The following is a 19,462-nucleotide window of genomic DNA, read 5'->3' on the forward strand; positions in this document are numbered from 1 at the left end:
CGCGGCGCGCTGCGCCTCGGCCGCCCCGGTTCGCTGTCGGCTGCCGGCTCTTCGCCCTTCACCACCGGACGATGGTCGGTGCGGCGCGCGGCGGCCAGGGAGGCTTTGGCCATGTCGGTTCGCCTGCCACGGGTCGAATGTTGTGGCAGAACTCCGGTGCAACCTTGAAGACGATCAAGGTCCTTGCGCTCGAGGAGGGCGCCATGTTCTGCGTGCCCCTCGTCCAAGCTTCCGGCTTCGGCTTTGGCTATGTGGCCCTGAGCCGGAAGGGCTGGGGCTACCTGTTGAACATCTTCGACCATGTCGCGGCGGACGATACGCCGCCTGACGCTATCGAAAGCAAACCGCTCGCCGTCCGACATCTGCTCGGCAATGACGGGCTGTTCGCCGAGGCCAAAGACAATCCCGACCCCTGGCGTGTGCTGGGCAGAAAGGTCCAGGCAGCCATCCCGGTGGAGCGGGCGCTTTTTCAGATCGGCAGCAAGATCGTCGACATGGTGAGTGGCGCCGAAGTCGGCGACCCCTCTATCGACCGCAAGTCGCTGCCCTACAAGGAATACCCGCTCGACAACGAATATTCGTTCCTGGTCGCGGCCCGGCTGCTGCGCTGCGGTTTCGCGTTCAACGAGGCGGCGGAACGCTACGAGCTCGTGCGGCAGGCGACATGACGGCGGCGGCGATCCTGGTCCTGCGCTTTGCGCCGGCCGATGACGGGCGCGGGCGGGCGGAACGGCTCGTCGAAGACCTGCTTGTGGAACACGATCTCGGCGAGCATGTCGGCGGCGGACAGGATCTGGTCACCGGCGATTTCGACCTCGAGGTCGCGACCACAGACGCCGAGCGCCTGCTCAAGGAGCTGAAGAAATCGCTGGCCGCCGAACCGGAACTCGCGCTGAAGGATGCCGTCCTGATCGAGCGGTCGCAATGAGGGATCGGCGAATGGCCTTTGGCGAGCGCGCACCAGCCCGGGGCCGCGCATTCGCCGCTCCCCATTCGCTATTCGCTCCCCTCTACTCGCCCTTCACCACCGGGCAATCGTCGCGGCCGCCCCATTCGGCCCAGGAGCCGTCGTAGAGGCCGGCCGGCTGGCGGCCGGCGGCGTCGATTGCCAGCCAGAGAATGGCGGCCGAGACGCCGGAGCCGCAGCTGGTGATGATCGGCTTGTCGAGATCGACGCCGGCACCGGCGAAGGCAGACTTGATCGTCTCGACATCGGCGAGCCGGCCGTCCTTGACGAGGGCCGAGAAGGGCACGTTGAAGGCGCCGGGCATGTGGCCGGACTTCAGCCCGGCGCGCGGCTCCGCCGCTTCGCCGCGGAAGCGCTCCGCGGGCCGCGCATCCACCACCTGGGCGCGGCCGGAGGCGAGCGCCTTCTTGACGTCGCCGAGATCGGCGACCGCACCGTGATTGCGCCTCGCCGTGAAATGCCTGGCGGCCCGTGCGCGGGCCGGGCCGGTTTCGAGCGGCCGACCCTCGGCCACCCATTTCGGCAGGCCGCCGTCGAGGATGAAGACGCGCTCGACGCCGAAGGTGCGGAACATCCACCAGACGCGCGGGGCCGAGAACAGGCCGGCGCCGTCATAGATCACCACGGACTGGCCGTCGCCGATGCCGAGCTTGCGCAGCGCGGCGGAGAAAGCCGGCGTCGGCGGCATCATGTGCGGCAGATCGCTCTCGGTGTCCTTCACCGTATCGATGTCGAAACGCTGGGCGCCGGGAATGTGGCCGGCGGCGAATTCGGCCTCTGCGTCCCGGTTCATGGTCGAGAGGTAATACGAGCCGTCGATGATGACGAGATCGGGGGCGTCGAGCCGTTCGGCGAGCCATTCGGTGGAGCGCAGCCAGGGCGAGGGCAGGGTGGTCATTGTCTGGGCTCCTTGGCGGTCAAGCGAAGACGACGCGGACGCGCCGGTTCTGCTTGCCTTTCTTCTCGATCGCGGAAATGGCGAGCCGGCCGATCTCGCCGGTGCGCCGGACATGGGTGCCGCCGCAGGGCTGCAGGTCGAGCCCGGCAATCTCGACGAGGCGCACCTTGCCGGTGCCCATCGGCGGCTTCACCGACATGGTCTTGACGAGGCCGGGATTGGCCTCGAGTTCGGCATCGCTGATCCAGCGCTCGCTGACCGCCGCGTCCTTCGCGATCAGGGCATTGAGCTGCTCGGTGATCGTGTCGCGGTCGAGGCCGGCTTCGGGGATGTCGAAATCGAGCCGCGCCTCGTCGGTGCCGACCGAGCCGCCGGTGACCGGATAGGGCAGCACGACCGACAGCAGATGCAGGCCGGTATGCATGCGCATGCGCTTGTAGCGGGTCGGCCAGTCGATGCGGGCGACGACCTTCGTGCCGACCGCGGGCGGCACGGCGCCGGGCTCGAGGACATGGACGATGTCCTGCTTGGTCTCGCCATAGACGGCGACAGTCACCCTGCGCTCGCCGTCGGCAGCCACCAGCACGCCGCCGTCGCCGGGCTGGCCGCCACCGGTCGCATAGAACACGGTGCGATCGAGCATGACGCCAGCCACGCCGTCCTTTTCGGTGAGGCCCGTGACGGTCGCTTCCGTCTCCTGGCGATAGGCGTCGTCGCGAAACACGAATTCAGTAGGCATCAAGGCACCGGAACGAGGTCGACGAGGGGCAGCGGCTGGCGCTCGAGCCATTCGGGAACACCGAGCCCCTTCGATCGCAGAAAGTCGGGATTGTAGATCTTGGAGGCGTAGCGGAAGCCGTAGTCGGCGAGGATGGTCACGATGGTATGGCCGGGGCCAAGATGGCGGGCGAGCCGGATCGCGCCCGCGACATTGATGCCGCTCGACGGCCCGACGCACAGGCCCTCGTGGTCGAGCAGGTCGAACATGACGGGGATCGCCTCCTCGTCGGGGATCTGGAAGGCGACGTCGACCGGCGCGCCTTCGATGTTGCGCGTCACGCGGCCCTGGCCGATGCCCTCGGTGATCGACGAGCCGGATGACTTCAGCTCGCCATGGGTGAACCAGGAATACATGGCCGCTCCCATCGGATCGGCGCAGCCTATGGCGATCTTGTCGCTGTAGCCCTTGAGCGCCATGGCGGTGCCGACCAGCGTGCCGCCCGAGCCTATGGCGCAGATGAAGCCGTCGATGCGGCCGCCCGTGTCGCGCCAGATCTCCGGCCCGGTGGTCTCGATATGGGCCTTGCGGTTGGCGACGTTGTCGAACTGGTTGGCCCAGAAGGCGCCGTCGGGATTTTCGCGCGCAAGCCGCGCGGCGGTCCGCTCGGAGACCTTCACATAGTTGTTCGGGTTGGCGTAGGGAACGGCGGGCACCTCGATGAGGCTCGCGCCGAGCTGGCGCAGCGCATCCTTCTTTTCCTGGGACTGGGTTTCCGGGATGACGATGACGCAGCCGAGGCCCATGGCGCGGCCGACCATGGCAAGGCCGATGCCGGTATTGCCAGCGGTGCCCTCGACGATGGTGCCGCCGGGCCTGACCAGGCCGCGGTCCATGGCGTCCTTGATCAGGTACAGCGCCGCCCGATCCTTCACCGACTGGCCGGGATTGAGGAATTCGGCCTTGCCGAGAATGGTGCAGCCTGTGGCCGCGCTTGCCCGGTTCAGCTTGATGAGAGGCGTGTTGCCGATCGCTTCGACAAGAGAGGCGTGAATGGGCATCGACAGGGTCCTGAACGTCGCAGGACGCTAGCCGAGCCTCCGGTGCATCTCAACCCTGCCGGTTGCCCCATGCACCGGATGGAGAGAGCTGCGGCATCACTCAGGTGCGCGCATAGACGAGCTGGCGCACATCGATGGTGCCGGCCCGGAAGCCGGCCTCGCAATAGGCGAGATAATAGGTCCAGAGCCGCTTGAACCGGTCGTCGAAGCCGAGATGGGTCAGATCCGGCCAGACCGCCGTGAACCGATCGGCCCATTCGCGCAGAGTGCGCGCATAATCGAGGCCGAAGGCCCGTTCGCCCTGGATCTCCAGGCTCGCCTCGCGCGGCAATTCGCGCATATGGGTCGCGGTCGGCAGCATGCCGCCCGGGAAGACATAGGCCCTAATGAAGTCGATCTCGCGCAGATAGTTCTGCCACAGGCTCTCGGCGAGCGTGATCACCTGCAGGCCGGCACGGCCCCCCACGGTCAGGCAGTCGCGCACCTTGGCGAAGAAGGTCGGCCAATATTCGCGGCCGACCGCCTCGAACATCTCGATGGAGGCGACGGCATCGTAGGTGCCGGTCTCGTCGCGATAGTCCTGCAGCTTGATGGTGACGCGGTCGGCAAGGCCCGCCTCCTGCATGCGGCGCGTGGCGTAGCTGTGCTGCTCCTCGGACAAGGTCAGCCCGGTGACGCGGGCGCCGTATTCGCTGGCGGCGATCTCGGCGAAACCGCCCCAGCCGCAGCCGATCTCCAGCACGTGGTCGCCCGGCTTCAGCGCGAGCTGATCGGCGAGCAGCCGGTACTTGGCGCGCTGGGCCTCCGGCAGATTCGCCGCGCCGGCGCCGAAATAGGCCGAGGAATAGGTCATCGAGGGGTCGAGCCAGGCGCGGTAGAAGGTATTGCCGAGGTCGTAATGCGCCATGATGTTGCGGCGCGCCTGGGCCTTGGTGTTGCGGTTGCGCCAGTGGCGGTAGTGCTGCAGCAGCCGGGCGATCGGATTGTGCCGCGGCATGTGGGCGATCGCCTCGATATTGACGCAGAAGAAATAGAGCAGGCCGGCCGGATCGGGGCTGTCCCATTCCCGGCGCATGAACGCTTCGGCAAAGCCGAGATCGCCCTCGAACATCAGGCGCCGGGCGAAACGGTAGTCGCGCACGACCAGTTCGGCGGCCGGCCCGTCCTCGCGGCCGCGGAACAGCAGCCGGCGGCCGTCGGGCAGCACCATGGTCAGCGTGCCCGACCGGATCTTCAAGGGATAGCCGAGGGCGAATCGCACGGCGCCGGGCAGGCCCTCGGTCGCGCGCCTGAGGCTGTCGCGGGTGACTTCGATGGTTTTGGCAGATCGGGCGTGAAGGCTCTCGACGGTCATGGGCCTCATCTCTGCATGGCGGTCTTGTCGGACGGACCGATGTCGCGCCTCGCCATGCCCATCCGCTCGCGCGGGGCCGTCCGCGGCATGATGCCCTTCAGACGGGCCGGCCCGGTTGCACCGACCGGAGGAGGCACAGGCGCAGATGCATAGGTTAGGCAATTTGCAGCCGGCTTCAATGGCCGAGAGCCCGCCGTGATCCAGCCCAGCGCCCAGCGCGATCCTCGCCGCCGGCGAAGACGGACCGGTCCGGTCCTCAAGGCCCGCCTTGCAATGCAGCGGTGCGAGGCGTATCCTGCTCTACAGACCGACGGTCGGTCTGGACGATGGTCATGGCGAAGCAGCCAAAGCCCTCGCGCATTGTCATGCATCCCGCGGCGCGCCGCAGCGAACTGGTCGACGCGGCCCAGGCGCTGTTCTTCGAGCGCGGCTATGAGGCGACGACGATCAACGCCATCATGGAGCGGGCAGGGGTCTCCAAGGGCGGGCTCTACCACCACTTCGCCTCCAAGGAAGAGATCCTCGAGGCCCTGGCGCTGCGCCTCGCCGAACAGTCGCTCGAGCGTCTCGGCGACGTCTTCGAAGAGCCTGGGCTCGACGGGCTCGCCCGCCTCAACCGGTTCTTCGCCCGCGCCCGGCAGCTGAAGATCGAGGATGCGCCGCAACTGCGCGCGGCGTTCGACGTGCTGTTCAAGCCCGAGAGCATCGTGCTCTATCACCGCATCAACGATGCGATCATGCCGGTCGTGACGCCGGTGCTGGCGCGAATCATCGCCCAGGGCAAGGCCGAGGGCCTGTTCGACGTGCCGGATCCGGAGGCGACCGCCGCGCTGGTGCTGCAGATCAGCGCCGGCAGCCGCGAGCTGATGGCCCGGGCGATGAGCGCCGGCGACGGCCCCGAGGCCGAAGCGATCTGGGATGCCTTCGAGGATCGCCTGCGGTTCTACGGCGTTGCGGTCGACCGCATCCTCGGCATTGCCGACGGCAGCGTCGCCTATGTCGAACCGGGTTTTGTCCGTGCGCTGATGACGGCGAGGCGGTCGTGACGAGCCGGGAAAAGATCGACCTTCGCGGCGTCAAGGAAACGCTGCTCATCACGCTCTACGGCAAGGCCGGCGAGAGCCGGATGCCGGATTCGCTGCTGAAGGACCGCTTCGCCGCCGAGGTCGTCGATCGCATCGACTACGACTTCTCGCGCCTGAAGATGCGGCGCGACGATCTGGTCGGCCTCGCCATCCGCGCCTACCGGATCGACCAGTGGACGCGGGCGTTCATCGAGGCGCACGAACAGGCGGTGGTGCTTCATCTCGGCTGCGGCCTCGACAGCCGGATCTTCCGCATCGCGCCGCCGGCGGCGGTCCGCTGGTTCGATGTCGACTATCCCGAGGTGATCGCCCTGCGCCGGCGGCTCTATCCGGCGCAGCCCGAGGCGACGATGATCGCAAGCTCCGTGACCGAGCCGGACTGGCGCGAGCGACTGCCGTCGGCCGGTCCGGCGCTGATCATCGCGGAAGGCCTGCTCATGTATCTGAGCAAGGCGGCGGTGAAGGATCTGCTCAGCGCCCTGACCCGGCGCATGGGCCGGGGCGAACTCGTCTTCGATGGTTTCAATCGCCTCGGCGCCAGGCTGGCTGCGGCGAGCCGGATGGTCCGCGCCACCGGCGCGACCTTCGGCTGGACCCTGGAGAGCCCGCGCGAGCTGGAGCGGCTGGTGCCGGGCCTGCGCCTCGTCGAGGACACGATGATCTACGACCCGGCGAAGACCGGGCAGTTCGCCCGCTTTTCGCTGTCGGCACGTCTGGCGATCCACGCGATGTGCCTCATTCCCGCGTTCCGCCGGCTCGGCCGCCTGATGCGCTACCGGTTCTGAGCGCCCCGGCCGGGCAGACGCGGATATTCTGGAGACTTCCATGCGTTGGATGCGTCTTGGAATGGGTCTTGCCGCCGCGGCGGTCGCGGCGGCGGCCGGTTGGCAGTTCTTCAGGCCGAGCAAGGTGTCCGTCGTTGCGCCAATGCGCGGCGACGCCGCCGAGATCGTCTATGCCAGCGGCGTGGTCGAGCCCCTGGTCTGGGCCAAGGTGACGCCGGTCGAGCGCGAACGCATCGTCGCGCACTGCAATTGCGAGGGCCAGCGCGTCGAGAAGGGCCATGTCCTCGCCCGGCTCGACACGAGCCAGGTCGACGCCATGATCGCCGCCCTGAAGGCGCGACTGAATCTGTCCCGCGAGGAATATCGCCGCCAGTCGGTGCTGAGCGAGCGCAATGTCGGCAGCCAGCAGGCGCTCGACCGGGCGCGCGCCGAGGTCGTCCAGTTCGAATCGCTGGTCGCCGGCCAGCAGGCGCGGCTCGAAGGCTATGTGCTGCGCGCGCCGGGCGACGGCGTGGTGCTGCGCCGCGACGGCGAGGTGGGCGAGGTCGCCGAGCCCGGCACCGGCCTGTTCTGGGTCGGCGAGCCGACGCCGCTGATCGTCACCGCCGACGTCAACGAGGAGGACATTCCGCGCGTGTCTGTCGGCCAGCGCACGCTGCTGCGGTCCGATGCCTTTCCCGGCCGCACGCTGGAAGCGACCGTCGACCGGATCACGCCGAAGGGCGACCCGGTGACCAAGGCCTACCGGGTGCGCTTCCGTCTGCCCGAGGACACGCCGCTGCGCATCGGCATGTCGACCGATGTGAATGTGGTGGTCCGCGTCGCACCGAACGCGCGGATCGTGCCGACCGTCGCGGTCGACGGTGACAGGGTCTTCGTCGTCGAGAACGGCGAGGCGCGACTGCGCACGATCCGCACGGGCATCCGCGGTCCCGCCGGCATCGAGGTGCTGAGCGGCCTCGGCGACGACACGCGGATCGTCTCGCCGTTCCCGGCGCAGCTTGCGGATCGCGCCCGGGTCGCCGTCACCGCCGTCACGCCACGGTGAGGCCGGCATGCGGCTCATTCTCGACATTGCCTATACCCATATTGCCGGCCGCGGCCGCCAGACATTGGTGGCGGTCATCGGGGTGGCCGTCGGCGTCGGCTTTTCCGTCGCCATGGCAGCCCTCATGCAGGGCGGCCAGGACGATTTCGTGCGGCAGATGATCGACACCATGCCGCATGTGCAGGTCACCGACGACCGGCGTACGACGCCCCGACAGCCGGCGGAGGATGCCTTCGCGACGGCGGCGATCGCCGGCCTGAGGCCGCGGGAGGACCGGCGCGGCATCATCAACCCGACCGCCGCGCTGTCCTGGCTGAACGGCTGGGTGCCGGGCCGGCTCGCCGCCAGCCTCAGGCTACAGGGCGTGGCCCGCTATTCCGGACGCGATGTCGGGGCTGCCATTATCGGTATCGACCCGCATGCCGAGCCGCGCATTTCTCCCCTTGCCGGGCACTTCATCCAGGGCGACTTCGCCTCGCTCGTCGGCGGCGGCAACACCGTCATCATCGGCGATACCATGGCGCGCCGCCTCGGCGCGCGGGTCGGCAACACCATCACCGCGGTCGCCTCGGAAGGACAGACCCGTGATTTCAAGATCGTCGGCCTGTTCCACACCGGCACCACCGCACGGGACGAAGGCGAAGCCTATGTCCTCCTGAAGAACGCGCAGATCCTGTCGCGGCGGCCGAACGTCATCAACCAGGTCCATATCAAGCTCGACGATCCCCATGGCGCGCCGGCCGTGGCGCGGCGTGCCGAAGCCGAGCTCGGCTACAAGGCCGTGGCCTGGCAGGACGCCAACGAGCAGATCCTGAAGGCGCTCGTGGTGCGCAATGTCATCATGTACACGGTGGTGGCGGCGATCATGCTGGTGGCCGGTTTCGGCATCTTCAACATCATCTCGACGATCACCCACGAAAAGGCGCGCGACATCGCGATCATGAAGTCGCTCGGCTTTGCCGAGGCCGACATGCGGCAGCTGTTCCTGCTCGAAGGGCTGGTGATCGGCGCGGCCGGTTCGCTGGCCGGCTGGGTGATCGGCTTCGCACTGGTCCATGCGCTCGCGCTGGTGCGCTTCGAGGTGGCGACGACCGGCCAGGAAATGACCCGGCTGCCGATCGCCTGGAGCTTCCTGCACTATGTCCTGGCGCTCGGCTTCGCCCTCGTTGCCGCGGCGGTCGCCGGCTACCTGCCGGCCCGGCGGGCGGCGCGGGTCAATCCGGTCGAGATCATCAGGGGGGCGACATGACCCCGCTCATCGCGGCGCATGGCCTGACGCGCACGCTCAACGAGACGGTGCCGGTCACCCTGGTCGACAATGTCTCGCTGTCGATCGGCGCGCGCGAATTCGTCGCCATTACCGGTCCGTCCGGGTCCGGCAAGTCGTCGCTGCTCTATTTGCTCGGCCTGCTCGACCGGCCGACGGCGGGCACGCTGGCGATCGCCGGCCGCGACACCGAGCCGATGGACGAGGACGAGCGGGCGGCGCTGCGGCTTGCCACTATGGGTTTCGTGTTCCAGTTCCACTTCCTGCTGCCGGAATTCTCCGCGCGCGACAATGTCGAGATCCCGATGCGGCGGCTCGGCCGGCTCGGCCGGGCCGACATGCGCGAACGGGCCGCGGCCCTGCTCGCCTCGCTCGGTCTTGCCGATCATCTCGACAAGCGGCCGGACCAGCTCTCCGGCGGCCAGCGCCAGCGCGTGGCGGTCGCACGGGCGCTCGCCAACGACCCGCCGCTGATCCTCGCCGACGAGCCGACCGGCAGCCTCGACAGCAGGAGCTCCGAACAGGTCTTCGATATCCTGACCGAGCTGGTGCGCGGGCGCGGCAAGACGGTGGTCGCCGTCACTCACGACCTGGCGATGGCCGAGCGGACCGACCGGCGGATCCATCTCGTCGACGGCCGGATCAGCTCGGACGAGGGGGGACGGGGGGCAGGTCCGCCGGGCTGACTTTCGGTCCGATCATGCCAGAACCTCGCGGCGCAGGAGAGCGTCGAGCCAGTCGGCAAAGACCTGCAGGCGGCGGGACAGGTGCTGGCGGTGCGGATAGAGCAGCGTCATCGGCATGGGGGCCGCGCGGTGGCCGGCCATGACCTCGACCAGCGTGCCGGCGGCGAGCTGCGGCCTGACATCATAGGCGGGTATCTGGATGAGGCCGAGGCCGGCGAGGCAGCAGGCGATATAGGCCTCGGCGCTGTTGACGGTGACCCGCGACCGCATGGCGCAGGACCTGATCTCGCCGCTGTCGCACCATTCCCAGGGCGCGACGCGCCCCGAGGACGGCGAAGCATAGCTGACCGCCCAATGCGCACCGAGGGCGTCCGGCCCGGCGGGCACGCCGTGGCGTTCGAGATAGGCCGGGCTCGCCACATTGATCAGGGCGAGCTCGCCGATCGGCCGGGCGATGAGGCCGGAATCGCTGAGCGGCCCGACCCGCAGCACGCAGTCCACGCTGTCCTCGACCAGGTTGATCGCGCGGTCGGTCACGCCGAGCTCGATGTCGATCTCGGGGTAGCTGTCGAGAAAGGCGGGCAGGGCGGGCGCGACGATCAGCCGTCCGATGCGGCCGGGCACGTCGAACCGCAGCCGGCCGGCCGGCGTCGCCGCCGAGCGGAACAGCGTCTCGGCCTCTTCGACATCGGCGACCAGCCGGACGCAGCGCTCATAGAAGGCCGCGCCGTCCTGGGTGAGCGATACCTTGCGGGTGGTGCGGTAGAGAAGCCGGGCTCCGACCCGGCCCTCCAGCTCCTGCACCGCCGCCGAGACCGAGGACCGGGGGATGCCGAGCAGGCCTGCCGCGCGCGTGAAGCTCGCGCTTTCGACGACACGCGCGAAGATCCTGAAAAGGTCGATCCGGTCCATGGCCCTTCCGTCGGATTGTTCGGCCAACCTGTCAAGTGATGTCAGACAAGCTGCCTTTATCGAACAAAGCCAGACGGTATCATGCCTGGTATGAAGCGGCCGCGTGGCGTGGCCGCCGCCATTTCTCACACGAGGTGCCGCCATGACCGACCACAGCATCAAGGGCAAGACCGTGCTCATCGCCGGCGGGGCCAAAAATCTCGGCGGGCTGCTCGCCCGCGACCTGGCCGAGCACGGCGCCAAGGCCGTTGCGATCCACTACAACAGCGCGGCGACGGCGAAGGACGCCGAGGCGACCGTCGCCGCCGTCAAGGCGGCCGGCGCGCAGGCTGTCGCCCTGCAGGCCAATCTGACCACGGCAGGCGCGATGGAGAAGCTGTTTGCCGACGCGGTGGCGGCGGTCGGCCGGCCCGACATCGCCGTCAACACTGTCGGCAAGGTCCTGAAGAAGCCCTTCGTCGAGATCAGCGAGGCCGAATATGACGAGATGACCGCGGTCAATTCGAAATCGGCCTTCTTCTTCCTGAAGGAAGCCGGCCGGCATGTCCGCGACAACGGCAAGATCTGCACGCTGGTGACGTCGCTGCTCGGCGCCTATACGCCGTTCTACGCGGCCTATGCCGGCACCAAGGCGCCGGTGGAACATTTCACCCGGGCGGCCTCGAAGGAATTCGGCGAGCGCGGCATCTCGGTCACCGCCATCGGGCCGGGGCCGATGGACACGCCCTTCTTCTATCCGGCCGAGGGCGCCGACGCGGTCGCCTATCACAAGTCGGCGGCCGCCCTGTCGCCGTTCTCCAAGACCGGCCTCACCGACATCGAGGACATCGTGCCCTTCATCCGCTTTCTGGTCTCGGACGGCTGGTGGATGACCGGGCAGACCATCCTGGTCAATGGCGGCTACACGACGAAGTGAGCAGCCTCACCGATGGCCCGGCGGGCCATCGGTCTTCCGTTGCCGCAGGCCGGTGGATCTGTCGCCTGCCGGCAAGGCGGCAGCGCCCGGCTCCCGTGCCGGCGGCCGGGCGGCGAGCAGCTCGTCGGCTGATCGCCGCCAACAGCCGCATCGGACGGGGCCGATCGTCAGGCCGCCTTCTTGTTGACGTTGGCCAGAGCAAGCCGGGTCAGCAGCTCGTCGGTCTTCTTCTCCTCCGACAGCGTGGCCTCGAGGAGCGGCACGGCGTCCTTCAGGCCGAGCTGCTGCGCCCAGGTCTTCAGCGTGCCATAGCGGCTGATCTCGTAATGCTCCACCGCCTGCGCCGCGGCCAGCATGCCCGGATCGAGCGCCTCGGTCTGCGCGAAGTCCTCCATGATCTCCTTGCCCTCGTCGAGAATGCCGATGATGGCGTCGCAGGTCTTGCCGCGCGGCGACTTGCCGATCATCTCGAAGACCTGGTCCAGGCGCTCGACATGGCCCTCTGTCTCGTCGCGATGCTTCTCGAATGCCGCGCGCAATTCGTCGGTCTGGGCATTCTTGGCCATTTTCGGCAGAGCGCGCAGGATCTGCTTTTCCGCGTAGTAGATGTCCTTCAGCGTCTCGTGGAACAGGTCGCTGAGATCTTTCGGGGCCTTGGCCATGGTCGTCTCCGGAACAATGGAAAAACCGCGAGCCGGCTGCGGTCACTGCCGAGCCCGCTCGGAATGCGAACCTGCCGCCGTCGGCATTGTTCCGTGGCCTGGTTTTTCTGGCATGGCCGGCCGTCGATGGACCCGGGACGGGGCAGGGAAGAGGAGCCCATCGCCCCGCGACGATCGCGTCCCGACGGTCCGGCAGTCCGCTCGGCTCGCCGGGCGGAGCGCCGGTGGCACCCGGTTCAGGCGAGTCCGTGCCGGGCTTCATAGCGGCCGATATCCGCCGCGAACTGAAGCGTGAAGTCGATGTCGTCGACGCCGTTCAGCAGGCAGTGGCGGCGGAACGGGTCGATGGCGAAATCGATGGCTGCGGAGCCCAGCACGACGCGCTGCGCTTCCAGGTCGATCTCGATTGCGCCCGCCGCCGGATCGTTCGCCCGCTCCATGATCGCGGCGACCTGCGCCTTGGCCAGCACGACCGGCAGCATCCCGTTGACCAGCGCGTTCTGATGGAAGATGTCGCCGAAGCTTTCGGCAATGATTGCCCGGATGCCCCAATCCATCAGGGCATAGACGGCGCCTTCGCGCGAGGACCCGCAGCCGAAGTTGCTGCCGGCGACAAGGACGCTCGCACCCCGGTAGCGCGGCTGGCTGAGCGGGAATTCGGCGAGCGGCGAACCGTCGGCGGCGAAACGCAGGTCGCGGAAGCAGTAGTCGGCATAGCCGTCCTCCCGCCGCTGCGACAGGAACCGCGCCGGCAGGATCTGATCGGTGTCGACATTGTCCAGCGGCAGCGGCGCGGCGACCGACCGGATCTTGGTGAAGGGGCGCATGTCGCTCAGCTCCTCGATAGGTCCACCGCATGGCCGTTGACGGCGACTGCCGCCGCCATGGCCGGGCTCATCAGGTGGGTGCGGACCCGCTTGCCCTGCCGCCCGACGAAGTTCCGGTTCGAGGTCGAGGCGCAACGCTCGCCGGGACGGCCGAGATCGCCGTTCATGCCGACACACATGGAACAGCCCGACATGCGCCATTCGAAGCCGGCCTCGGTGAAGATCCGGTCGAGGCCTTCCGCCTCGGCCCGCGCGCGCACCTCCATGGAGCCCGGCACGACGATCGCCGGGATGACGGCGCGCCGCCCCCGCGCGATGTCGGCCGCGGCCCGCAGATCCTCGAGCCGCCCGTTGGTGCATGAGCCGATGAAGACCCGGTCGAAGGCGATGGACGCGATCGGTGTCCCCGGCTCGAGGCCCATATAGTCCAGCGCTTCGCGCTTGCCGGCCCGGCGGAGCGGATCGGCAATGCTGTCCGGATCGGGCACGCGGCCGCCGACCGGGACGCCGTCTTCCGGGCTCGTGCCCCAGGTGATCATCGGATCGACCTCCGCCGCGTCCAGCACCACCTCCCGGTCGAAGGCCGCGCCGGTGTCGGTGGCGAGCGTCCGCCAGTCGGCGAGCTGGCGCTCCCGGATCGCTCCGGTCGGCGCGAAGGGGCGGCCGTCGACATAGGCGAAAGTCACATCGTCAGGCGCGATCAATCCGAAACGGGCGCCGGCCTCGATCGTCATGTTGCAGAGGGTCAGGCGCCCTTCGATCGACAGGGCGTCCACGGCCGAACCGGCATATTCGATCGCGTGGCCGGTGCCGCCCGCCGCGCCGATGGTCGCGATCACCGCCAGGATCAGGTCCTTGGCGAAGGTTCCGGGACGCAGGGTTCCCTCGATGCGGATGCGCATCTGGCGGGGCTTCTTCTGCCAGAGCGTCTGGGTGGCGAGCGCATGCGCCACCTGGGAGGCGCCGACACCGAAGGCGAGCGCCCCGAGCGCGCCATGGGTGGCGGTGTGGCTGTCGCCGCAGATGATGGTCATGCCCGGCAGGCTGAGGCCGAGCTCCGGCCCGATCACGTGCACGATCCCCTGCTGCGGATGGGCGATGTCGAACAGCCGGATGCCGGCGGCCGCGGTGTTCGCGGTCAGGTCGGCCACGATCTCGCGGGTCGAAGCGGCCTCGATCGCGGCTATGTCGCGCTGGCGGGTCGGGACATAGTGATCGGCGGTCGCGACCGTCAGGTCCGGCCGACGGACCGCGAGGCCCTTGCGCGCCAGCAGCGAGAAGGCATTGCGCGAACCCTCGTGCAGCAGATGGCGGTCGATATAGAGCAGCGTGCCGGCGATGGGATGGTCCATGACCGTGTGGCGCGCCCAGAGCTTGTCGAACAGGGTCTGCGCCGCCGGCGCGGGAGCAGGGTCACGCGACATGGCAGAGCCTCGCAAAGCCGAGCGTCTGGTCCGCGAGCAGCGCCAGCCGCGCCGTCACGCCCGGATCCGAGCATTCGCCGTCCGGGCCGAAGCGGCAGGTGCTCGAATTGATCGCGACGCCCATGGGGGTCGGCCAGCCGCGAAGCGCGTGGACGACCGCCCTGAGGCTGGCCAGCGTGGTGCCCATGGCCTGGTCGCCATAGGCGCAGACGATGGTTCCGACCGCCCGGCCGTCGAGGTAGGGCCGGGCATCGGCGCGCAGCTCCTCGACGCAGTCCAGGGCATTCTTGATCATGCCCGACATGATGCCGTGATAGGCGGGCGTGGCGATGATCAGCCCGTCGCACCGGCGGATGGCCTCGACGAGACGGGCGGCCCGGGCATCGAGGCGGCCGGCGCCGTAGTTCGGAAAGTCGAGATCATCGGATACGAAGGCGGCGACTTCGGCGCCGTTGCGCTCGGCATGGGCGAGGGCGGCGAGCAGCGCCTTTTCGCTCGACGAATGGTTCGCGGTGGTTCCGCCGATGCCGACAATGTAGGGCCGGTGGTTCGTCATGGACGGTGTGCTCCGGAGAGGGGGGCGGCGAGACCGGCCGGCTGCGATGGGATCGGTGTTCGTCATGGCGTGCATGCCTCGATGCGGCGCCATTCGGCACCGCCGGCCCGCGCGATGCCGCCCTTAATGTCGATGTCGCCCGGAGGCATCGGGTGACGGCCGTCGCGCCGGGCGGCAGCGAGCATCTCTTCCGACAGTCCCATCACCGATTTGAGCAGCAGGCTGGGCAGAATGACGATGCGGTAGCCCATGTCTTCGGCGTCGGCGAAGGTCACGTCCGGCGTCTTGCCGCGCCAGACGACATTGAGGAGGCAAGGACCCGGGACGCGCCGGGGGATGGCGGCCATCTCATCGATGCTCTGCGGCGCCTCGACGAAGGCGACGTCGGCGCCGGCGTCCAGCGCGCGGCATGCCCGGTCGACCGCGGCCTCCAAGCCTTCGACCGCGCGGGCGTCGGTGCGCGCGATGAGGACGAAGTCATGCCGCTCCCGGGCACGCGCCGCGGCCCTGATCTTGGCAATGAAGTCCTCGCGCGGAATGATCGCCTTGTCGTTGAAATGCCCGCATTTCTTCGGAAACACCTGGTCCTCGATATGCATGGCGGAGACGCCGGCGCGCTCGTATTCGCGCACCGCCCGGGCCGCGTTCAACTCGTTGCCGAAGCCGGTATCGCCATCGGCGATCAGCGGAATGGACAGGGACCTGGCGATGCGTCCGGCGACCGCGACCATTTCCGACATGGTCAGCAGGCCATAGTCGGGAAAGCCGTGGGACGCCGACACGCCGGCCCCGGTCATATAGGCGGCGTTGAAGCCGGCGCGGTCTATCGCGTTGGCCGTCAGGCAGTCATAGGCCCCTGGCGCGATGATCGTCTCGTTCGCGTCCAGAAGGGATCGGATGGATACAGCCATGATGGTCGCTCTCCGGGATTGAACTAGACGCCGAGACAGGCGCGGATGTCGGACTGGCGCCGCGCCACCTCGGCCTTGCCGACGACATCGACGATCCGCCCGTTCTCCATGAGGTAGTGGCGGTCGGCGATCGCGGCGGCGAAGCGATAGTTCTGCTCGACGAGCAGGATCGTGAAGCCGCGCTCGCGCAGCCGGGCGAGAATCCGCCCGATCTGCTGGACCATGACAGGTGCAAGGCCTTCGGTCGGCTCGTCGAGCAGGAGAATGCGCGAACCCGTGCGCAGGATGCGGGCGATCGCCAGCATCTGCTGCTCGCCGCCCGACAATTTGGTGCCCGGGCTCGACCGGCGCTGGCCGAGCACCGGAAACAACGACAGCACCTCGTCGAGCGGCATGCCGCCTGCCCGCAGGACCGGCGGCAGAAGCAGGTTCTCATGGACGGTCAGCGCGGAGAATATGCCCCGGTTCTCCGGGCAGTAGGCGATGCCGAGCCGGGCGATCGCGCTCGACCGGAGCGCGATGCTCTCGACACCGCCGATCCTGATCGAGCCTTGCCGGGCCACCGCCATGCCCATGATCGCCTTCAGCGTCGTCGACTTGCCCGCGCCGTTGCGCCCGAGCAGGCTGACGACCTCGCCGTCGCCGAGGTCGATGTCGACGCCGTGCAGGACCTGGCTTTCGTCATAGGCCGCCCGAAGGCCGCGCACGGCCAGGAGCGGCGAGGGATGTCCTGCCGGCTCACTCATGGTCCGCTCCGATATAGGCTTCCTGGACCCGGGGATCGGCTGCGACGGTGCGGTAGTCGCCCTCGGCGAGCACCTTGCCCCGGGCCAGAACCGTGATGCGGTCGCAGAGCTCGGCGACGACGGACAGGTTGTGCTCGACCATCAGGATGGTGCGGCCGTGGCGAATGCGCCGGATCAGCGCGGTGATCCGCACGACATCCTCGGGCGACATGCCGGCCATGGGCTCGTCCAGCAGCAGGACCTGCGGATCGAGCGCCAGGGTGGTCGCCAATTCCAGGGCGCGCTTGCGTCCATAAGACAGCAGCGCGGCGCGGGTGTCGCGATGGTCGAGCAGGCCGACATGGTCGAGAAGCGCGTCGGCCTCCGCGGCAAGATCCGCCAGGGACCGGTCCGAGCGCCAGAACTGGCACAGCCGGCGCCGGCGGCTCTGCAGCGCGATGCAGACGTTCTGGTTCACGGTCAGCCCGGGGAAGATCGACGAGATCTGGAACGACCTGACGAGGCCGGCGCGCGCGATGGCGGCCGGCGGCATCGCGGTCACGTCCAAGCCGTTGAACAGAATGCGCCCGCTGGTCGGCCTGAGAAACCTGGTGATCAGGTTGAAGCAGGTCGTCTTGCCGGCCCCGTTCGGTCCGATCAGGGCATGGATGCTGCCCATGCCGACGCTGAGGCTGACGCCGTCGACCGCCCGGAAGCCGGCGAACTCCACGGCGATGTCGCGCGTCTCCAGCACGGGCCGTCCCGGCCGGTCCGGCGGCGAGGCGGCGGTCACAGCGGCCTCCCGATCTTGCGCGCGAGGACGCCGACGATGCCGTCGCGGAACAGCAGCACCGAGAGGACGAAGACGAGGCCCTGCAGGAACACGACCCACTCGCCGAGGCCGGCGAGATAGTTCTGGCAGGAGACGATCAGCGCCGTCCCGACGATCGGCCCGAACAGAGTGCCGACGCCCCCGACCAGCGTCATCAGAACCACCTCTCCGGAGGTTGCGATGTGCACGTCCACCAGCGAGGCGATCTGGAAGGCGAGGGCCTTCATCGCGCCGGCAAGGCCGGACAGGGCGGCCGAGACGATGAAGACGGCGAGCTTGTAGGCCTGGACATCGATGCCGAGCGAGATGGCGCGCGGCTCGTTGTCCCGGATCGCCCGCAGAACCTGGCCGAAGGGCGAGAACACCATGCGGTAGATCAGCAGCAGCGCTGACAGGAACACGGCTGCGACGACGAAATAGGTCGTCACGTCGCTGGCGAGATCGACGATCCCGAAGAGGCGGCCGCGGGGGACGTTCTGCAGCCCGTCCTCGGCGCCGGCATGGGGCGAGCGGAGGACGACGAAATAGACGAGCTGGGCAAGCCCCAGCGTGACCATGGTCAGGTAGATGCCCTGCCGTCGAATGGCGAGGATCGCAAAGCCGAGGCCCAGCGCCGCCGCGGCCACGGTCCCGAGCAGAACCGCCATTTCCGGCGGCAGGCGCCAGGCGAGCGCGGCATAGGCGGCGACGTAGGAACCGGCGCCGAAGAAGGCCGCATGTCCGAACGACAGCAGGCCGCAATAGCCGAGCAGCAGATTGAAGGCGAGCGCGAACAGCGCGAAGCACAGCACCTTGATCAGGAACAGCGGATAGACCAGGAACGGCAGGATCAGGAGCGCGACCGCCAGGCCGACGAAGATCGCCGGGATATGCGACCGCTCGCGCGCGTGGCGCGGCTGGCGTGCCGCAGGCGTTCCGACGGCGATGGATTGGGACGGGTGAGACATGATGCTCAGGCTTTTCCGAAGAGGCCGGCGGGGCGCACCATGATGACCAGCACCATGATGACGAAGATCGCGACGGACGAGGCTTCGGGATAGGCGACCTTGGTGAGGGCCTCGAGGAGGCCAAGGCCGAAGCCGCTGGCGATCGCGCCGAGGATCGAGCCCATGCCGCCGATGACCACGACCGCGAAGACGATGGAAATGATGTCCACGCCCATTTGCGGGTTGACCGAGTAGACCGGCCCCGCCAGGACGCCGGCGAAGCCGGCCAGCGCCGCCCCGGCCGCGAAGGCCAGGGTGATCAGCCGGGAGACGTCGATGCCGAAGGTCGCGACCAGCGCCGGGTCCTCGTTCGCCGCGCGCAAGGACGCGCCGAGCCGGGTCCTCTCGATGGCGAACCAGACGCCGAAGCAGACCAGGACCGAGACGAGGATGATCCAGGCCCGGTAGGTCGGCAGGAACACGAAGCCGAGGTTCCAGCCGCCGCGCAATTCGCGCGGGACGGCATAGGCAAGGCCGGACGAGCCGAAGGCCGAGTGGGCCGCCGACTGCAGCATGAGCGCCAGGCCGAAGGTCAGAAGCAGGCCGTAGATCGGATCGGCGCCGCGCAGCCGCGCCATCAGCGCCCGGTCGAGCAGGATGCCGAGGCCACCGACGACCACCGGCACGACGATCAGCGCCCACCAATAGCCGATGCCGAGATAGGCCATGAGGAGCCAGGCCAGCAGCGCGCCGAGCATATAGATCGCGCCATGGGCGAAATTGATGATGTGCAGGAGGCCGAAAATGATGGCGAGGCCGAGGCTCAGCAACGCGTAGAACGAGCCGTTGATCAGCCCGATCAACAATTGCCCGGATAGTGCCTGTGTCGAAATGCCGAACAC

The 19,462-nt window shown here is 68.5% G+C and carries 22 protein-coding genes; 8 read left to right on the forward strand and 14 right to left on the reverse strand.

Going from position 1 to position 19,462, the window contains the following annotated elements:
• Positions 1–164: 164 nt before the first annotated feature.
• Both OZ671_RS23880 and OZ671_RS23885 read left to right on the forward strand, forming a co-directional pair.
• On the forward strand, positions 165–668 hold the full coding sequence (locus OZ671_RS23880) for a hypothetical protein (protein ID WP_268863037.1): 504 nt from the start codon (positions 165–167) through the stop codon (positions 666–668).
• Positions 665–928, forward strand: a complete 264-nt coding sequence (locus OZ671_RS23885) for a hypothetical protein (protein ID WP_268863038.1) — start codon at positions 665–667, stop codon at positions 926–928. Before OZ671_RS23880 ends, OZ671_RS23885 begins: the two co-directional genes overlap by 4 nt.
• Before the next feature lie 82 nt (positions 929–1,010).
• Here the strand turns inward: OZ671_RS23885 and sseA are convergent, their stop codons facing one another.
• The 4 genes from sseA to OZ671_RS23905 form a co-directional block, all read right to left on the reverse strand.
• Positions 1,011–1,865 carry a 3-mercaptopyruvate sulfurtransferase gene (gene sseA, locus OZ671_RS23890; protein WP_268863039.1) on the reverse strand — a complete coding sequence of 285 codons (855 nt, stop codon included), beginning with the start codon at positions 1,863–1,865 and terminating at the stop codon, positions 1,011–1,013.
• A 19-nt stretch (positions 1,866–1,884) separates the two neighbouring features.
• A complete protein-coding gene (locus tag OZ671_RS23895; RefSeq protein WP_268863040.1) occupies positions 1,885–2,604 on the reverse strand; it encodes an alanyl-tRNA editing protein in 720 nt (239 codons plus the stop codon).
• Positions 2,604–3,644 (reverse strand): cysteine synthase A, encoded by a 1,041-nt coding sequence (locus OZ671_RS23900; RefSeq protein WP_268863041.1) that lies wholly within the window; start codon positions 3,642–3,644, stop codon positions 2,604–2,606. The genes OZ671_RS23895 and OZ671_RS23900 overlap by 1 nt, the downstream gene beginning before the upstream one ends.
• Positions 3,645–3,744: 100 nt before the next feature.
• Positions 3,745–4,998: an SAM-dependent methyltransferase gene (locus tag OZ671_RS23905; RefSeq protein WP_268863042.1), complete on the reverse strand. Its 1,254-nt coding sequence runs from the start codon at positions 4,996–4,998 to the stop codon at positions 3,745–3,747.
• A 332-nt stretch (positions 4,999–5,330) separates the two neighbouring features.
• On the opposite strand from OZ671_RS23905, the gene OZ671_RS23910 reads away from it, so the two are divergent.
• The 5 genes from OZ671_RS23910 to OZ671_RS23930 are packed head-to-tail and all read left to right on the forward strand — an operon-like array spanning position 5,331 to position 9,869.
• A complete protein-coding gene (locus OZ671_RS23910; RefSeq protein ID WP_268863043.1) occupies positions 5,331–6,044 on the forward strand; it encodes a TetR/AcrR family transcriptional regulator in 714 nt (237 codons plus the stop codon).
• The gene (locus OZ671_RS23915; RefSeq protein WP_268863044.1) at positions 6,041–6,868 is read left to right on the forward strand and encodes a class I SAM-dependent methyltransferase; all 828 of its coding nucleotides are present in this window, start codon (positions 6,041–6,043) and stop codon (positions 6,866–6,868) included. The genes OZ671_RS23910 and OZ671_RS23915 overlap by 4 nt, the downstream gene beginning before the upstream one ends.
• Before the next feature lie 40 nt (positions 6,869–6,908).
• On the forward strand, positions 6,909–7,916 hold the full coding sequence (locus tag OZ671_RS23920; protein WP_268863045.1) for an efflux RND transporter periplasmic adaptor subunit: 1,008 nt from the start codon (positions 6,909–6,911) through the stop codon (positions 7,914–7,916).
• Positions 7,917–7,923: 7 nt separating this feature from the next.
• Complete coding sequence (locus OZ671_RS23925; RefSeq protein WP_268863046.1) at positions 7,924–9,165, forward strand: ABC transporter permease; 1,242 nt, start codon at positions 7,924–7,926, stop codon at positions 9,163–9,165.
• Positions 9,162–9,869, forward strand: coding sequence for an ABC transporter ATP-binding protein (locus tag OZ671_RS23930; RefSeq protein ID WP_268863047.1), 708 nt, complete (start codon positions 9,162–9,164; stop codon positions 9,867–9,869). Before OZ671_RS23925 ends, OZ671_RS23930 begins: the two co-directional genes overlap by 4 nt.
• Positions 9,870–9,881: 12 nt before the next feature.
• Here OZ671_RS23930 and OZ671_RS23935 read toward each other — a convergent pair whose 3' ends face one another.
• Positions 9,882–10,781: a LysR family transcriptional regulator gene (locus OZ671_RS23935; RefSeq protein ID WP_268863048.1), complete on the reverse strand. Its 900-nt coding sequence runs from the start codon at positions 10,779–10,781 to the stop codon at positions 9,882–9,884.
• 142 nt (positions 10,782–10,923) lie between these two features.
• Here OZ671_RS23935 and OZ671_RS23940 point away from each other — a divergent pair, with 142 nt between their 5' ends.
• Positions 10,924–11,697 (forward strand): SDR family oxidoreductase, encoded by a 774-nt coding sequence (locus OZ671_RS23940; protein WP_268863049.1) that lies wholly within the window; start codon positions 10,924–10,926, stop codon positions 11,695–11,697.
• Between the two features lie 167 nt (positions 11,698–11,864).
• Here OZ671_RS23940 and OZ671_RS23945 read toward each other — a convergent pair whose 3' ends face one another.
• From OZ671_RS23945 to OZ671_RS23985, 9 genes are all read right to left on the reverse strand, one after another.
• Positions 11,865–12,359 carry a YciE/YciF ferroxidase family protein gene (locus tag OZ671_RS23945; protein WP_268863050.1) on the reverse strand — a complete coding sequence of 165 codons (495 nt, stop codon included), beginning with the start codon at positions 12,357–12,359 and terminating at the stop codon, positions 11,865–11,867.
• 236 nt (positions 12,360–12,595) lie between these two features.
• Positions 12,596–13,186, reverse strand: coding sequence for a 3-isopropylmalate dehydratase small subunit (gene leuD, locus OZ671_RS23950; RefSeq protein ID WP_268863051.1), 591 nt, complete (start codon positions 13,184–13,186; stop codon positions 12,596–12,598).
• Positions 13,187–13,191: 5 nt separating this feature from the next.
• On the reverse strand, positions 13,192–14,610 hold the full coding sequence (gene leuC, locus OZ671_RS23955) for a 3-isopropylmalate dehydratase large subunit (protein ID WP_268863052.1): 1,419 nt from the start codon (positions 14,608–14,610) through the stop codon (positions 13,192–13,194).
• Entirely contained in the window at positions 14,600–15,166 is a 567-nt protein-coding gene (locus OZ671_RS23960) for an NADPH-dependent FMN reductase (RefSeq protein ID WP_268863053.1), read from the reverse strand. Before OZ671_RS23960 ends, leuC begins: the two co-directional genes overlap by 11 nt.
• A gap of 62 nt (positions 15,167–15,228) precedes the next feature.
• On the reverse strand, positions 15,229–16,077 hold the full coding sequence (locus tag OZ671_RS23965) for an isocitrate lyase/PEP mutase family protein (protein WP_268863054.1): 849 nt from the start codon (positions 16,075–16,077) through the stop codon (positions 15,229–15,231).
• A 23-nt stretch (positions 16,078–16,100) separates the two neighbouring features.
• The gene (locus OZ671_RS23970; RefSeq protein ID WP_268863055.1) at positions 16,101–16,823 is read right to left on the reverse strand and encodes an ABC transporter ATP-binding protein; all 723 of its coding nucleotides are present in this window, start codon (positions 16,821–16,823) and stop codon (positions 16,101–16,103) included.
• Positions 16,816–17,595 (reverse strand): ABC transporter ATP-binding protein, encoded by a 780-nt coding sequence (locus OZ671_RS23975; protein WP_268863056.1) that lies wholly within the window; start codon positions 17,593–17,595, stop codon positions 16,816–16,818. The genes OZ671_RS23970 and OZ671_RS23975 overlap by 8 nt, the downstream gene beginning before the upstream one ends.
• Complete coding sequence (locus tag OZ671_RS23980; RefSeq protein ID WP_268863057.1) at positions 17,592–18,581, reverse strand: branched-chain amino acid ABC transporter permease; 990 nt, start codon at positions 18,579–18,581, stop codon at positions 17,592–17,594. The genes OZ671_RS23975 and OZ671_RS23980 overlap by 4 nt, the downstream gene beginning before the upstream one ends.
• A 5-nt stretch (positions 18,582–18,586) precedes the next feature.
• Complete coding sequence (locus OZ671_RS23985; RefSeq protein WP_268863058.1) at positions 18,587–19,462, reverse strand: branched-chain amino acid ABC transporter permease; 876 nt, start codon at positions 19,460–19,462, stop codon at positions 18,587–18,589.

Origin of the sequence: Phreatobacter sp. AB_2022a, from assembly GCF_026847585.1 — a bacterium.
Classification (GTDB): Bacteria; Pseudomonadota; Alphaproteobacteria; order Rhizobiales; family Phreatobacteraceae; genus Phreatobacter.